The organism is Salmonella sp. 5800 (assembly GCF_046558195.1).
Classification (GTDB): Bacteria; Pseudomonadota; Gammaproteobacteria; order Enterobacterales; family Enterobacteriaceae; genus Salmonella; species Salmonella enterica.
The window spans coordinates 508,830-524,321 of the sequence record NZ_JBGDOX010000001.1 but is presented as its reverse complement, the minus strand read 5'-3'; the positions used below and the strand labels follow the sequence as shown (position 1 = coordinate 524,321).

Here is a 15,492-nt window from a genome sequence, read left to right as displayed (position 1 = left end):
AAGAACCTCAGGCATGCGTCCATTGGTGGAAAAGATTTGCCGAAAACTGTGCGGGCCAGGCAAAATCCTATCCAGGCGGTGTATTAAAGAGCGCGATGCAACGTCTGGAACAAGGTGACGTTGTCACCGAAGCTCAGCTTGCCCGGCTTACTCGTCTTCATTCACGTTTCATGTGCGCTGGTATCGATGCCTCACACCGGTCAAATACGGCATATATGACCGGCGACTCGTCATTTCGCCATCTTCCTGAAACCCGAATGCGTTAGAGTAACTCTCGATGCAATGGGGAGAGGTTGACACCCTTCGCCACAAAAGCATTGAGCCATTCCGGGGCTTGCTCAAGCACCTGGCGAGCACAAGACTCTGTATCGAATTCAGCAAAGACACAGGCCCCTGTCCCAGTCAGGCGCGACGGCGCGTATTCTAACAGCCAGGAAAGCGCCGCATCAACCTCGCGAAAACGTTTTCTTGCGATAACCTCGCAATCATTGCTGAATTCACATTTTAGTAACGTATCTATTGACCTTTTTGGCGTATTACGCGGCAATTGAGGATCTTTAAAGATAACCGGCGTCGGAATGCTTACGCCAGGGTGCGCGACCAGATACCATTTTTCCGGCGGATTCACCGGCGTTAATATTTCGCCTACGCCTTCGGCAAACGCGGCGTGGCCACGAACAAAGACCGGGACGTCGGCGCCGAGCGTCAGGCCGAGCGTCGCCAGTTCATCAATGGAAAGCCCGCATTGCCAAAGATGATTGAGCGCCACCAGAACGGTCGCGGCGTTAGATGAGCCGCCGCCCAGACCGCCGCCCATGGGAAGGCGCTTCTCAATGCTGATATCCGCGCCGCTTCCGGCGGGCAGGCGTCCACTCTCCGAGGCGGCTTTCATCAACAGCCGTGCGGCGCGGACGATCAGGTTGTCTTCATTTTCAACGCCGTTAACCGGCGTTAATAAATGGATTTCGCCATCGCGACGCGGTTCGATGTGGAGTGTGTCGCCATAATCCAGAAACTGAAACAGCGTCTGCAGCGTGTGGTAGCCGTCTGCACGCTGTCCGGTGATATATAAAAACAGGTTTAATTTTGCCGGAGAAGGCCAATGGGTCATCATTTCACAATCCAGTTATCCATTTTCAGCTTAATGCGCTGACTGCCGTCTGAAAGCTCCATATTGGCAGGCATGGCAGGCTGCGTTTTGCTGTCATAGCCACCGTAAACCACTTTCCAGTTTTTACCATCCTGGCGGTAGTTCACTTCGCTCAGGCGGTACTGGTCGTCCAGTTTGTAGTCGGTGGCATCGCCAGGCAGACCGAGGATCCACTGCCGCAGGCTGTTTAACGGAATCGGCATCCCGGTGAGTTTGCCGATCATCTCTTCGGCGTCATCGGCGGTATAACGCTGGCCTTTGTTATCCACCAACTGGACGTTGCCCGGCTGGGCGTTAAGCTCCAGCTCGGTGCTGCCCAATGGGTTGGTAAGCAGCAGACGGTAGCGATCCTGTCCGGTCTGTTGCCAGAAGAAGCGCGCATAGACTTTCTGATCATCTGAGATGTAAGCAAAGGCGCCGCGCGTCTGGTATTGATTCAGATGACGCACCTCTTGCTGATGCTGGCGCCACTGAGGGGAATCCGGGCTCTTGCCCGGGCCTTTATGCCCAGGAAGCGTACAGGCGGTGAGAACCAGGCTTGCTAACGGCAGTAGACGAATCAGGCGAAAATCGGGCAGGGTCATAGTGATGACGAATCCTTGTGATACGGTGCAATAATTGCCTGATGGCGTTACGCTTATCAGGCCTGAAAACTGAACCTGCAGGCTGTAAAAACGTTCGCGCCGCGATTCGGCAAATTTTTGCTATCGGTTACAGTTATAGCCTTTAATGCTAGCGCCGCCTGGTGACATCGTCTACTTTCAAGTTGTCTTAAATCATCAAATTAGCGAGCGCTGCCAATTACTCCAAAAGGGGGCTCTCTCTTTTATTGACCACGCGCATCCTGTATGATGCAAGCAGACTAACCATATCAACGCTGGTACTACTCCCGCAGACATGACCCTTTTAGCGCTCGGTATTAACCATAAAACGGCACCTGTATCGCTGCGAGAACGCGTAACGTTTTCGCCGGACACGCTTGATCAGGCGCTGGACAGCCTGCTTGCGCAGCCAATGGTGCAGGGCGGGGTCGTGCTGTCAACCTGTAACCGTACAGAACTGTATTTGAGCGTGGAAGAGCAGGATAACCTGCAAGAAGCGTTGATCCGCTGGTTATGCGATTACCATAACCTGAACGAGGACGATCTGCGCAACAGTCTGTACTGGCATCAGGACAATGACGCCGTCAGCCACCTGATGCGCGTCGCCAGCGGTCTGGATTCACTGGTGCTGGGCGAACCGCAAATCCTCGGTCAGGTGAAAAAAGCGTTTGCGGATTCGCAAAAAGGCCACCTTAACGCCAGCGCGCTGGAGCGAATGTTTCAGAAGTCTTTTTCCGTCGCCAAGCGAGTGCGGACTGAAACCGATATCGGCGCCAGCGCCGTCTCCGTCGCGTTTGCCGCCTGTACGCTCGCCCGCCAAATCTTTGAATCGCTCTCGACGGTCACTGTACTGTTAGTTGGCGCGGGTGAAACTATTGAACTGGTGGCGCGTCACCTGCGCGAGCATAAAGTACAAAAGATGATTATCGCCAACCGAACCCGCGAGCGCGCGCAAGCCCTGGCGGATGAAGTAGGCGCTGAGGTTATCTCGCTCAGCGATATCGACGCCCGTTTGCAGGATGCCGATATTATCATCAGTTCGACCGCCAGCCCGCTGCCGATTATCGGTAAAGGCATGGTGGAGCGCGCATTAAAAAGCCGTCGCAACCAGCCGATGCTGCTGGTGGATATCGCCGTACCGCGCGACGTTGAGCCGGAAGTCGGCAAACTGGCGAACGCTTATCTTTATAGCGTCGATGATTTACAGAGCATCATTTCGCATAATCTGGCGCAGCGTCAGGCTGCGGCGGTGGAAGCGGAAACGATTGTTGAGCAGGAAGCCAGCGAGTTTATGGCCTGGCTACGCGCCCAGGGGGCCAGCGAGACCATTCGGGAATACCGTAGTCAGTCGGAGCAGATTCGTGACGAACTGACTACCAAAGCGCTGTCGGCCCTTCAACAGGGCGGTGATGCGCAAGCCATCTTGCAGGATCTGGCATGGAAACTGACCAACCGCCTGATTCATGCGCCAACGAAATCACTTCAACAGGCTGCCCGTGACGGGGATGACGAACGCCTGAATATTCTGCGCGACAGCCTCGGGCTGGAGTAGCAGCACACACCACACTTTTTTACAGGGTGAATTTACGCCTATGAAGCCTTCTATCGTTGCCAAACTGGAAGCCCTGCACGAACGCCATGAGGAAGTTCAGGCGTTGCTGGGCGATGCGGGAATTATCGCCGACCAGGACCGCTTTCGCGCATTGTCGCGCGAATATGCGCAATTAAGCGACGTTTCTCGCTGTTTTACGGACTGGCAACAGGTTCAGGACGATATCGAGACGGCTCAGATGATGCTCGACGATCCTGAAATGCGAGAAATGGCGCAGGAAGAACTGCGCGAAGCGAAAGAAAAAAGCGAACAACTGGAGCAACAGTTACAGGTACTGCTGCTGCCGAAAGATCCGGACGATGAACGAAACGCGTTCCTTGAGGTTCGCGCCGGCACCGGCGGCGACGAAGCCGCGCTGTTTGCCGGCGATCTGTTCCGCATGTACAGCCGTTATGCCGAAGCGCGCCGCTGGCGCGTGGAGATCATGAGCATGAGCGAAGGCGAGCATGGCGGTTATAAAGAGATCATCGCCAAAATCAGCGGCGACGGCGTGTATGGCCGACTGAAATTTGAGTCCGGCGGACACCGCGTACAGCGTGTTCCGGCGACCGAGTCGCAGGGGCGTATCCATACCTCCGCCTGTACCGTCGCCGTGATGCCGGAGCTGCCGGAAGCCGAGCTGCCGGATATTAACCCGGCGGATCTGCGCATTGATACGTTTCGTTCTTCCGGCGCGGGCGGTCAGCACGTTAACACCACCGACTCCGCTATCCGTATTACCCACTTGCCGACCGGCATCGTGGTGGAATGCCAGGACGAGCGTTCGCAGCATAAAAACAAAGCGAAAGCGCTCTCGGTGCTCGGGGCGCGCATTCACGCCGCCGAAACGGCAAAACGCCAGCAGGCCGAGGCGTCAACGCGACGCAATCTGCTTGGCAGCGGCGATCGCAGCGATCGTAACCGGACCTATAATTTCCCGCAGGGGCGCGTGACCGATCATCGTATTAATCTGACGTTATATCGCCTTGATGAAACGATGGAAGGTAAGCTGGATATGCTGATTGAGCCGATTGTTCAGGAACATCAGGCTGACCTGTTAGCCGCGTTGTCCGAGCAGGAATAATGGATTTTCAGCACTGGCTGCATGAGGCGGTAAACCAGCTCCGGGACAGCGACAGCCCCCGGCGCGACGCCGAGATCCTGCTTGAGTACGTTACGGGCAAGGGGCGGACGTATATCATGGCCTTTGGCGAAACGCCGCTTACCGACGTCCAGCAACAACAGCTCGCGGATCTGCTGCAGCGGCGTAAACAGGGCGAACCCATTGCGTACCTGACGGGCTTACGCGAATTCTGGTCGCTGCCGCTCTTCGTTTCTCCCGCCACGCTAATCCCGCGCCCGGATACCGAATGTCTGGTTGAACAGGCGTTGGCGCGATTGCCGGTCAAAACCTGTCGTATTCTGGATTTAGGCACCGGAACCGGCGCGATTGCGCTGGCGTTGGCCTGCGAGCGACCGGATTGCGAGGTGACTGCGGTCGATCGTATGCCTGATGCGGTTGCGCTGGCGATACGCAACGCGGAACATTTGGCTATCCGGAATGTGCGTATACTGCAAAGTTGTTGGTTCAGCGCGCTATCGGGGCAGCAGTTCGACATGATTGTCAGTAATCCGCCCTACATTGATGCGCAGGACCCGCACCTTAGCGAAGGCGATGTACGCTTTGAACCGCGCTCGGCGTTGGTAGCGGACGAAAACGGTATGGCGGATCTGACGCATATTATCGATAACGCTCGCCAGATGTTAACGCCCGGCGGCTTCCTGCTGTTGGAACACGGTTGGCAGCAAGGCGAAGCGGTAAGAGCGGTTTTCAGGCGGTCTGGTTACTCGGATGTAGAAACATGTCGTGATTATGGTGGTAATGAACGCGTGACCTGCGGACGTTTTACGCCATGACAATTGCAATGTTGCTCACGCTTCATCTTATCTGTGTTGCGCTCTCCGTCAGTTTGTTTGTCGCTCGTTACTGGTGGCGCTATTGCGGCCATGCGTTGGCCGCCGTGCGCTGGACACGAATCGTGCCTCCCGTCATAGATACCCTGTTACTGCTTAGCGGTATTGGGTTAATCGTTAAAACGCACATCCTGCCATTCACGGAGTCGGGCGCATGGCTGACTGAAAAACTGTTTGGCGTTATCATCTACATCGTTTTGGGTTTTATTGCGCTTGATTATCGTCAGGCGCGCAGCCAGCAGGCGCGTTTTATCGCTTTCCCGCTGGCGCTGGTGGTGCTGTACATCATCATTAAACTCGCCACCACAAAAATACCGTTACTGGGGTAAGTCATGAGGTCGTTAGCTGATTTCGAATTTAACAATGCGCCGCTGTGTGATGGCATGATCCTGGCATCAGAGATGATTCGCCTGGATTTTCCCACGCAGTTTGTCTACGACGAACTGGAACGTCTGGTCAGTCTGGCGCAGGAAGAAATTAGCCAGCTCCTGTCTCAGGATGAGCAACTGGAAAAATTGCTGGCACTTTTTTACGGCGAGTGGGGGTTCACGGATTCCCGCGGCGTCTACCGTCTTTCTGATGCTTTATGGCTCGATAAAGTCCTGAAAAAACGCCAGGGTAGCGCGGTATCGTTGGGCGCTATTTTATTATGGATAGCAAACCGTCTTGATTTGCCGTTGGTGCCCGTTATCTTCCCAACGCAGTTGATTTTGCGTATTGAATCGCTGGAAGGGGAAATGTGGCTGATTAACCCGTTCAACGGTGAAACGCTTGATGAACATACTCTGGAAGTCTGGTTAAAAGGCAATATTAGTCCGGTCGCCGAGTTGTTTAACGAAGATTTGGACGAGGCGGATAACGCCGAAGTGATTCGTAAGCTACTGGATACGCTGAAATCCTCGCTGATGGAGGAACGGCAAATGGAGCTGGCGCTGCGCGTTAGCGAAGCATTGTTGCAATTTAACCCGGAAGATCCTTACGAAATCCGTGACCGCGGGTTGATCTACGCGCAGCTTGAGTGTGAACACGTTGCGCTGACTGATTTAAGCTACTTCGTTGAACAGTGTCCGGAAGACCCGATCAGCGAAATGATTCGTGCGCAGATCAACACCATTGCGCACAAGCAAATTGTTCTACATTAATTAACCGACATTTTACCTATAAGTGTAAGGCGATCCTATGAAACAAAAAGTGGTTAACATTGGCGACATTAAGGTGGCAAATGACCTGCCGTTTGTGCTGTTTGGCGGTATGAACGTGCTGGAGTCTCGCGATCTGGCAATGCGCATTTGTGAGCACTACGTAACCGTTACCCAGAAGCTGGGTATTCCTTACGTGTTCAAGGCCTCTTTTGATAAAGCCAACCGTTCCTCTATTCACTCTTACCGTGGGCCGGGTCTGGAAGAAGGGATGAAAATCTTCCAGGAGCTCAAACAGACATTTGGCGTAAAAGTGATCACTGACGTCCATGAAGCCAGCCAGGCGCAGCCTGTTGCTGATGTGGTTGACGTGATTCAGCTCCCGGCGTTTCTGGCGCGCCAGACCGACCTGGTGGAAGCGATGGCGAAAACCGGCGCTGTGATTAACGTGAAAAAGCCGCAGTTCGTAAGCCCAGGTCAGATGGGCAATATCGTGGATAAGTTCCATGAGGGCGGCAACGATAAGGTGATTCTGTGCGACCGCGGCGCGAACTTCGGTTATGACAACCTGGTGGTAGATATGCTGGGCTTTAGCGTGATGAAAAAGGTCTCCGGCAACTCGCCGGTGATTTTCGACGTTACCCACGCGCTGCAATGCCGCGACCCATTTGGCGCCGCCTCTGGCGGTCGTCGTGGTCAGGTGACCGAGCTGGCGCGCGCCGGTATGGCTGTCGGTCTGGCGGGCCTGTTCCTGGAGTCGCATCCGGACCCGGCTAACGCGAAGTGCGACGGTCCTTCCGCGCTGCCGCTGGCGAAACTGGAGCAGTTCCTGACCCAGATAAAAGCGATTGATGATTTGGTGAAAAGCTTCGACGAGCTGGATACCGAGAACTGATTGCGGTTTTTAGCTTGTGTAGGCCGGATAAGATACTATCCGGCTTTTTTATATCAGGCAAAAATCGTCATCAGATAGGCGGCAAATAAAGCCAGATGCGCCGCGCCGTTTAGCACGTTGGTGCGTCCGGTAGAGAACGAAATATGGCACAGTACTAACGAGGCCACCATCACTACCATTTCCGGCGCGCCTAAACCAAACACCAGATCATTACCTGTCGCCCAGGCGATGAGCGTGACAACCGGCACGGTTAATGAAATCGTCGCCAACACCGATCCGAAGAACAGATTCATTGCCCGCTGAACCTGATTATTCAGTACCGCCTTCAGCGCGCCCAGTCCTTCCGGCGAGAGAATTAACAGCGCGACCAGGAAACCGGTAAAGGCGACCGGGGCGTTCATGCTGGTCAGCAACGCCTCCAGCGGGCTGGCATTCATTTTGGTAACGGCAATGACCGCAATTAAATGAATGAGTAACCAGACCGTATGCCAGCCGCTACTGTGCGCGGAGGGTTTACCGTGGTGTGGATTGTCATCATCGCCTTCATCTTCATGTTCATAGATAAATAAGCTCTGGTGCGTTTTGGTTTGAATCAACAAAAATACGCCGTACATTGCGGCGGAAATTAACGCGACCAATAATGCCTGACCGGTAGAGAAATTGGCTTGCGGCAATGCCATTGGAAAAACCAGCACAATAATCGCCAGCGGAAACAGCGCGATAAGATACTGCTTAATCCCGAATAAATTCATATATTGCGTTGCGAATTTACGCCCGCCCAACAACAACGAGAAACCGACCAGTCCCCCGGTGACAATCATAATAATAGAGTAGAGCGTATCGCGCATAAGCGTTGGCGCAGCATCGCCGGTAGCCATCAGCGCTGAAATTAAACTCACCTCAAGAATAACGACGGACAGGCTTAAAATAAGCGATCCATAGGGTTCGCCGAGTCGATGCGCTAATACATCGGCATGACGGACCACGCTAAATGCGCTGCTTAAAATACCAATAAGTGCAAGGATATTGATGCCAATAACCACTGGTAGTGACTGGCTGCTTCCCCAAAGGAACAGCACTACCAGCGCAAGAACCGGGAAAATAAGCGAAGTCTCCTTATGGCGGGTTTTCACCGCCTCACAGGCATGTGTCATGAGGGTCTCCCTTGTGCAGGTGTTAATATTTTGGAAAGAGTAAAGAAGGTAAAAATAGCAGAAATTTGTATTTTTTTAGTGGTTTTTTACGTAGTTTTACGGCGTAGACGATTTTTTTCTTTCAAGGTCAGTAAAACAAGCATCTTGTTTTAACAGTGTTTAAATAACAAAAAGTTAATTTCCGTAAAAAGCAAAAATTCTCCTCGACTGGCGTAATAACGCATTGTTTACCACACTTAATGTTTTCCCTGAAGACGGAGGCGCTGATGCCGTATAAAGCCAAAAGTGATTTACCCGATAATGTGCGGAATGTTCTTCCAGCCCATGCCCAGGACATTTACAAAGAAGCCTTTAATAGCGCCTGGGAGCAATATAAAGATAAAGCCGATCGTCGTGATGACGCCAGCCGCGAGGAAACCGCACACAAAGTCGCCTGGGCGGCGGTTAAAAACGATTATGAAAAAGGCGAGGATGATAAATGGCATAAGAAAAAATAAACGCGGTATTACTCACGTGTTGGCCTGATTTTCTTGCCGGAAGTCTATCCTGACGCGGGAGCTTTTCCCGCGTACAGATTCAAAATGTCAGCACTTTGTCCGCCGCCAGCGTCCATTGCGCCAGCTCGACCAGCGTTCCGATTTCCACACCGTCAATCAGCGGCAGGGGAGTGATACCACGTCCGTCCGCACAGGTTTTGCATAATTTTACCGGTACGTTTTGCGCGGTCAGAATTTCCAGCATTTGCTGAATATTGTAGCCTTCGGCTGGTTTTTGACCGCGTAACCCTGCGGTTACGGCATCTGACATCAAAAACAGGCGTAAATCGAGATGGCTTTCCTGCTCGCGCAGCGCAATGGCCAGACGCAGGCTATTAAATAATGATTCGCTGCCGTAGGCGGCGCCGTTAGCGATAATGACGATATTTTGCATGAATAACCCTTCTCCTCGAGAAATTTTGTCGGCAATGGCGTTATGTTACCTCGGGAACCGGGTGCCGCCAAATGCGTGGATAAAATCCCGGGACGCTCTGCGGAAAAAAATAAGGATATTCCTGGAAGCACGAGAAAAGGCTGCAAAACCTGTCCGGACACGTTATGGTTTACTCTGATGCCATTCCTCTTATCTTTTGTTGTAGAAGTTGCCGACACGTTGAGCCGTATTGTTTTTCGTTCATTCTCACTCTCGCTTCTCTTGCTGGCTGCCAGCGGTACGATCCGTGCGCAGGCGCAAGATCCTTTCGATCAAAACCGTCTGCCGGATTTAGGCATGATGCCGGAATCCCACGAAGGGGAAAAGCATTTTGCCGAGATGGCCAAAGCGTTTGGCGAAGCCAGCATGAAAAATAACGATCTGGATACCGGTGAACAGGCGCGGCAATTTGCTTTCGGACAGGTACGCGATGTGGTCAGCGAGCAGGTTAACCAGCAGCTTGAAAGCTGGCTATCAGCCCGGGGCAGCGCCAGCGTGGATATTAACGTCGATAACGAAGGTCATTTTAACGGCAGTCGCGGAAGCTGGTTTATCCCTTTACAGGATAAACAGCGCTATCTGACCTGGAGCCAGCTTGGTCTTACGCAACAGACTGACGGACTGGTAAGCAACGTTGGCGTAGGACAGCGCTGGGCGCAGGATGGCTGGCTTCTTGGCTATAATACCTTTTACGATAATCTGCTGGATGAAAATCTGCAGCGCGCCGGCTTTGGCGCGGAGGCGTGGGGAGAATATTTGCGTTTATCCGCCAACTATTATCAGCCTTTTGCCGACTGGCAGACGCATACGGCGACCTTAGAACAGCGAATGGCGCGCGGGTATGATATCAACGCGCAAATGCGGCTGCCGTTTTACCAGTATATCAATACCAGCGTTAGTCTGGAGCAGTACTTTGGCGATAGCGTGGATCTGTTTGACTCCGGAACGGGGTATCACAATCCTGTCGCGTTAAAACTGGGTCTCAACTATACGCCAGTACCTTTGCTTACCATGACCGCCCAGCACAAACAGGGCGAGAGCGGGGTCAGTCAGAATAACCTGGGGCTGACGCTTAACTACCGCTTCGGCGTGCCGCTCAAAAAGCAGCTTGCCGCCAGTGAAGTGGCGCAAAGCCAGTCATTACGCGGTAGCCGCTATGATACGCCGCAACGTAACTCGCTGCCGACAATGGAGTATCGGCAGCGTAAAACGTTAACGGTTTTTCTGGCGACGCCGCCCTGGGATCTTACGCCTGGTGAGACGGTTGCGTTAAAATTGCAGGTGCGCAGCGTGCACGGTATTCGTCATTTGAGCTGGCAGGGCGATACACAGGCATTAAGTTTGACGGCAGGAACGGACACCCGCAGTACCGAGGGCTGGACAATCATTATGCCGGCCTGGGATCACCGCGAAGGCGCGGCAAATCGCTGGCGTTTATCGGTGGTGGTTGAGGATGAAAAAGGTCAGCGTGTCTCTTCCAATGAGATCACGCTCGCGCTGACTGAACCGTTTATCACGATGCCGGACGATAATCCGCATTGGCAACCGTTCCAGGAGCAATAATTAAAAGATGCGTTCCTGATGCACCCAGACGGCGGCCTCCACGCGCGATTTCAGCTTCATTTTCTTGAGCATATGTTTCACGTGCACTTTGACCGTACTTTCGGTGATATCCAGACGTCGGGCAATCATCTTATTTGGCAATCCCTGCGCGATGAGCTTCAGAATATCGCGCTCACGCGGGGTGAGTTGCGTTACATCGCGATCGGTGGTGGCGCGGTTGGCCCGCAGGCTGGCCGCCAGTACCGGCGTTAACGCTTCACTTAATACCATTTCGCCGGCGGCGGCCTGTTGTAACGCTTTGAGCAAGTCCTCCGGCTCCATGTCTTTTAACAGATAACCGTCCGCGCCGCGCTTTAGCGCCGTGACGACATCTTCTTCATGGTTGGATACGCTGAAAACGACAATACGTCCTGACAGCGCTTTTTCGCGTAATTTATCCAGCGTTTCGAGACCATTCATTCCCGGCATATTCAAATCAAGGAGGATCAGATCGGGATCGAGCGATTCCGCCAGGTCAATACCCTGCTCACCGTTGCTGGCTTCTCCGACCACGCTGATATCGGGCGCCATACTCACAAGCTGCTTTACACCCGTGCGTAGCATCGGATGGTCGTCAATTAACAGGATAGTTGCCGGTTCCTGATTATTCATGGGTATCTCCCTGGGTTTCTGTGAAGTTTGTTTCTGGAATAAAAGTAACAGTGACCTCTGTTCCGCCAGTCTCGCGTCGGCGTACCTGGCAATCGCCGCGCAAACTTTGCGCCCGATCGCGCATGATGATCATGCCGTAGTGATTACTGCGTTCGGCGTTTTCCGGGACGCCGCAGCCATTATCCTGCACTTTTAGTTTGACCTGTTTGCCACATTGCGTCACTGTCACCACCACATCGTCGGCATGAGAGTGTTTAAGGGCGTTGCTGAGGGCTTCCCTGGCAATTTGCAACAGGTGTATCGCCTGGTGTGAAGGCACCAGGCGGGGGGGAAGCTGATAATCCAGTTTTACCGTAAAGCCAAACCGGGCGCTGAACTCCTGGCAGCTTGCCTCCAGCGCCGGACGTAGCCCGGGTTCCGTCAACTGTAACCGGAAAGTAGTTAACAGTTCGCGCAGTTGCGCCCAGGAGCAGTTTAGCTCATTGCGAATTTGGCTGAGTAACTCACGGCTGCTTTCCGGTAACACGTCGCCCTGCATTTGCAGGCAGCTCACCTGCATCTTCATACAAGAGAGCGACTGGGCAATAGAATCATGCAGTTCGCGGGCAATGGTGGCACGCTCTTCCATGACAATCAACTGCTGCTGGCGCTCCTGATGCCTGTCGAGCGCCAGAGTCGCGGTAAGCTGTTCAACCAGCGTGTCCACCAACTGTTGCTGATCGTGGCTGAGATGGCGTCCATAGGGCAGCGTCGCCAGCAAAATACCGTATTGGGTGTGAGCATCGGTGAGCCGCCATTTTAAAGTGGTGCCGCCGTTAATCATCAGCAGGGAGCTACGTGGGCAAAGGTGGCAGCCTTTATCATCGCAACTGATGTCCGACTGACAGGTAAATTCCTGGTGATTATCTTCATCTTCCAGGTCATAGACTCGCAGCTCAATATCATGCAACTGGGTTAAATTTTGCAGGCCATTCAGTACCGGTGAAAGACGTTCACATAGCAGAGCCTGTGAATGCAGTCGGCGGTTGGCTTGCCACAAAAACGAGAGAATCTGGTTTTTATGTTCCAGACCGGCTGTTTTTTCCTGTACGCGCTGTTCCAGTACCGCATAACTTTCGGCCAGCTCTTCAGACATGTTATTGAGCGCAGAACCCAACGCGGCCATCTCATTGCGTCCACTGATATTGGCACGTTGGGTAAAGTCGCGCTGACTGACGGCGCGCGCCATTGATAACAACTGTTTCCAGGGCTGCAAAAGGCGAACACGTAGCCAGATAATCGTAAATACCAGCAATAGCGCCATAAAGATCGCCATTACCCGGTGAACTAATACCACGCGTTCGATACGCAATTCAGTAGTATGGTCGAACGACGTCACCAGGCGATCCAGGCCCGCCACAAAGCGCGTGACATCTTCTGCGACCGCGTGCGCGTTTTGCGCGTGCTGTAGTCCTGGCGAGAGTTCGTTATGCCAGTAATCCTGCAACGCTTTAAGCTGCTTCTGCTGCCCGTCTCGCTCAGCGGCGCGGGTCAGTTCAGGGCTGAATGCCGTTTGCTCCATCTCATCCAGCAGCTTTTGATCTTTAGCATCCAGCGGGACAGCGGCCAGTAGTCGATAGCTTTGCATACGCAATGAGCCCGCTTTATTAATCGCATGAGCGCTACCCTGCACGCCCTGAACCAGCCAGCCGGAAACCGCCATCCCCGCCACGCCGATAGCGGTAGAGAGCATGACAATCAGCGCCAGTTGGTTAACCAGCGTAAGAGGAGAGAAACACCGTTTAAACATGTTACCTTCTTTCTTCGGGGTAATGTTGCCGAAAAAACGTAGCAAAAAAGGGGCGTCAATCGGCTGTGCCGCTATTCTCAACGATACAGCGGAGTATACCCATACCTATAACGAGTTACTCCTTAATTGCCGCCGTAGAGAGGTATCTGCGACGGGAAGGAGTAGACAGACACAGCATGGTGAAAAACCACAGTTTTTTTACCAAAATAGCCTACTCATTAAGGGTGATAACGCTTTTTAGTCGCCGGTGATGACGACTTTTCCTTTGATTTATATCAACTTACCTTCGGCAGTAAACCCTAATGTGGCAGACATCAAATCAAGAATCAGAGGTGTCTATGAGTCACTCATCCGCCCCGGAAAGGGCAACTGGCGCTGTTATCACGGAATGGCGTCCGGAAGATCCGGCATTCTGGCAGCAGCGCGGCCATCGTGTCGCCAGCCGTAATCTGTGGATTTCTGTGCCGTGTTTACTGCTGGCGTTTTGCGTCTGGATGCTATTTAGCGCAGTGGCGGTAAACCTGCCGAAAGTGGGATTTAATTTTACGACCGATCAGCTCTTTATGTTGACTGCGCTGCCATCTGTTTCCGGCGCGCTGCTACGGGTGCCTTACTCCTTTATGGTGCCGCTATTTGGCGGACGTCGCTGGACAGCGTTCAGTACCGGTATCCTCATCGTGCCTTGCGTATGGTTAGGCTTTGCCGTTCAGGATACCAGTACGCCATTTAGCACTTTCATTATTATTTCCTTGCTGTGTGGTTTTGCCGGCGCGAACTTTGCCTCCAGTATGGCGAACATCAGCTTTTTCTTTCCTAAACAAAAGCAGGGCGGCGCGCTGGGTTTGAACGGCGGTCTGGGCAATATGGGCGTGAGCGTGATGCAGCTGGTTGCGCCGCTGGTGGTTTCGCTCTCTATCTTTGCCGCCTTTGGCAGCCACGGTGTAGAGCAGCCGGACGGTTCTCAGCTCTATCTGGCGAACGCGGCCTGGATTTGGGTGCCTTTCCTGGCCATTTTTACGCTGGCAGCGTGGTTCGGCATGAACGAACTGGCGACGTCTAAGGCCTCGCTAAAAGAGCAACTGCCAGTGCTCAAACGTGGTCATCTGTGGATCATGAGTCTGCTGTATCTGGCAACCTTCGGATCGTTTATCGGTTTCTCCGCGGGGTTCGCTATGCTGTCTAAAACGCAATTCCCGGATGTGCAGATCCTGCATTATGCGTTTTTCGGTCCGTTTATCGGTGCGCTGGCGCGTTCGGCAGGTGGCGCAATTTCTGACCGTCTGGGGGGGACCCGCGTCACGCTTATCAACTTTGTTCTGATGGCGATTTTCAGCGGTCTGCTGTTCCTGACATTACCTACTGGCGGCGTTGGCGGTAGCTTTATCGCATTCTACGGGGTATTTCTGGCGCTGTTCCTGACGGCTGGGCTGGGGAGTGGTTCTACCTTCCAGATGATCTCCGTTATCTTCCGTAAGCTGACGATGGACCGGGTAAAAGCGGAAGGCGGGTCGGAAGAAAAAGCCATGCGTGAAGCGGCGACCGATACGGCGGCGGCGCTGGGCTTTATTTCCGCGATTGGCGCGATTGGCGGCTTTTTTATTCCGAAAGCATTTGGTTCATCTTTAGCATTAACCGGTTCGCCAGTCGGCGCGATGAAAGTCTTTCTTATTTTCTATATCGCCTGCGTCGTTATTACCTGGGCGGTATATGGACGTCATTCTAAAAATAAAAAGTAACTTTTGATTATCCTTTGCGCGGCGTTAGACCGCGCTTTTTTTTACCCGCATTTAGTTACAACATACTTATAGTCAAGAAGAGAGGCGCGACAGGGCTAACCACGCACATTTTTATCGGTCATCCAGGGGGATACCCCTTAATACCCACTTGTTGAAAATTTAACATTCACGTCGTGCGTAAATTTAATTTTATGTAATTAAATCAGTAACATATATAAATAAAACTCCTCCTCCAAAAGGAGTATGCAGGAGGTTTGCGCGCCATTTGCATCCCTGTCC

The 15,492-nt window shown here is 53.0% G+C and carries 15 protein-coding genes; 9 read left to right on the top strand and 6 right to left on the bottom strand.

Annotated elements, in window-relative coordinates; genetic code table 11:
• Positions 1-262 precede the first annotated feature (262 nt).
• Together ispE and lolB are read right to left on the bottom strand one after the other, a co-directional pair.
• On the bottom strand, positions 263-1,114 hold the full coding sequence (gene ispE, locus ACLJZ5_RS02580; protein ID WP_000988257.1) for a 4-(cytidine 5'-diphospho)-2-C-methyl-D-erythritol kinase: 852 nt from the start codon (positions 1,112-1,114) through the stop codon (positions 263-265).
• A complete protein-coding gene (gene lolB / locus ACLJZ5_RS02575) occupies positions 1,111-1,734 on the bottom strand; it encodes a lipoprotein insertase outer membrane protein LolB (RefSeq protein WP_000174484.1) in 624 nt (207 codons plus the stop codon). The genes ispE and lolB overlap by 4 nt, the downstream gene beginning before the upstream one ends.
• Before the next feature lie 313 nt (positions 1,735-2,047).
• Between lolB and hemA the strand changes: the two genes are divergently transcribed.
• From hemA to kdsA, 6 genes are read left to right on the top strand one after another with little or no spacing between them, the layout of a single operon-like run.
• Positions 2,048-3,304, top strand: a complete 1,257-nt coding sequence (gene hemA, locus ACLJZ5_RS02570; protein ID WP_000173208.1) for a glutamyl-tRNA reductase — start codon at positions 2,048-2,050, stop codon at positions 3,302-3,304.
• A 40-nt stretch (positions 3,305-3,344) separates the two neighbouring features.
• Positions 3,345-4,427: a peptide chain release factor 1 gene (gene prfA / locus ACLJZ5_RS02565; RefSeq protein WP_000804703.1), complete on the top strand. Its 1,083-nt coding sequence runs from the start codon at positions 3,345-3,347 to the stop codon at positions 4,425-4,427.
• Entirely contained in the window at positions 4,427-5,260 is an 834-nt protein-coding gene (gene prmC, locus ACLJZ5_RS02560) for a peptide chain release factor N(5)-glutamine methyltransferase (RefSeq protein ID WP_000347310.1), read from the top strand. The genes prfA and prmC overlap by 1 nt, the downstream gene beginning before the upstream one ends.
• Positions 5,257-5,646 carry an invasion regulator SirB2 gene (gene sirB2 / locus ACLJZ5_RS02555; RefSeq protein WP_024797696.1) on the top strand — a complete coding sequence of 130 codons (390 nt, stop codon included), beginning with the start codon at positions 5,257-5,259 and terminating at the stop codon, positions 5,644-5,646. The genes prmC and sirB2 overlap by 4 nt, the downstream gene beginning before the upstream one ends.
• Positions 5,647-5,649: 3 nt before the next feature.
• On the top strand, positions 5,650-6,459 hold the full coding sequence (sirB1, locus tag ACLJZ5_RS02550; RefSeq protein ID WP_001257065.1) for an invasion regulator SirB1: 810 nt from the start codon (positions 5,650-5,652) through the stop codon (positions 6,457-6,459).
• Between the two features lie 37 nt (positions 6,460-6,496).
• Positions 6,497-7,351, top strand: a complete 855-nt coding sequence (gene kdsA, locus ACLJZ5_RS02545; protein WP_000811046.1) for a 3-deoxy-8-phosphooctulonate synthase — start codon at positions 6,497-6,499, stop codon at positions 7,349-7,351.
• 53 nt (positions 7,352-7,404) lie between these two features.
• Here the strand turns inward: kdsA and chaA are convergent, their stop codons facing one another.
• A complete protein-coding gene (gene chaA, locus ACLJZ5_RS02540) occupies positions 7,405-8,505 on the bottom strand; it encodes a sodium-potassium/proton antiporter ChaA (RefSeq protein WP_000148418.1) in 1,101 nt (366 codons plus the stop codon).
• 266 nt (positions 8,506-8,771) lie between these two features.
• On the opposite strand from chaA, the gene chaB reads away from it, so the two are divergent.
• On the top strand, positions 8,772-9,002 hold the full coding sequence (chaB, locus tag ACLJZ5_RS02535; RefSeq protein ID WP_001146392.1) for a putative cation transport regulator ChaB: 231 nt from the start codon (positions 8,772-8,774) through the stop codon (positions 9,000-9,002).
• 79 nt (positions 9,003-9,081) lie between these two features.
• Here chaB and ACLJZ5_RS02530 read toward each other — a convergent pair whose 3' ends face one another.
• Positions 9,082-9,435 carry a DsrE/DsrF/TusD sulfur relay family protein gene (locus tag ACLJZ5_RS02530; protein WP_001179794.1) on the bottom strand — a complete coding sequence of 118 codons (354 nt, stop codon included), beginning with the start codon at positions 9,433-9,435 and terminating at the stop codon, positions 9,082-9,084.
• A gap of 177 nt (positions 9,436-9,612) precedes the next feature.
• Here ACLJZ5_RS02530 and ACLJZ5_RS02525 point away from each other — a divergent pair, with 177 nt between their 5' ends.
• Positions 9,613-11,037 carry a YchO/YchP family invasin gene (locus ACLJZ5_RS02525; RefSeq protein WP_024797697.1) on the top strand — a complete coding sequence of 475 codons (1,425 nt, stop codon included), beginning with the start codon at positions 9,613-9,615 and terminating at the stop codon, positions 11,035-11,037.
• Here the strand turns inward: ACLJZ5_RS02525 and narL are convergent, their stop codons facing one another.
• Positions 11,038-11,688, bottom strand: a complete 651-nt coding sequence (gene narL / locus ACLJZ5_RS02520) for a two-component system response regulator NarL (RefSeq protein WP_001064598.1) — start codon at positions 11,686-11,688, stop codon at positions 11,038-11,040. It lies immediately after the preceding gene.
• Positions 11,681-13,477 carry a nitrate/nitrite two-component system sensor histidine kinase NarX gene (gene narX / locus ACLJZ5_RS02515; protein ID WP_410958871.1) on the bottom strand — a complete coding sequence of 599 codons (1,797 nt, stop codon included), beginning with the start codon at positions 13,475-13,477 and terminating at the stop codon, positions 11,681-11,683. The genes narL and narX overlap by 8 nt, the downstream gene beginning before the upstream one ends.
• 338 nt (positions 13,478-13,815) lie before the next feature.
• Here narX and narK point away from each other — a divergent pair, with 338 nt between their 5' ends.
• The gene (gene narK / locus ACLJZ5_RS02510) at positions 13,816-15,213 is read left to right on the top strand and encodes a nitrate transporter NarK (protein WP_000019849.1); all 1,398 of its coding nucleotides are present in this window, start codon (positions 13,816-13,818) and stop codon (positions 15,211-15,213) included.
• Positions 15,214-15,492: the final 279 nt, after the last annotated feature.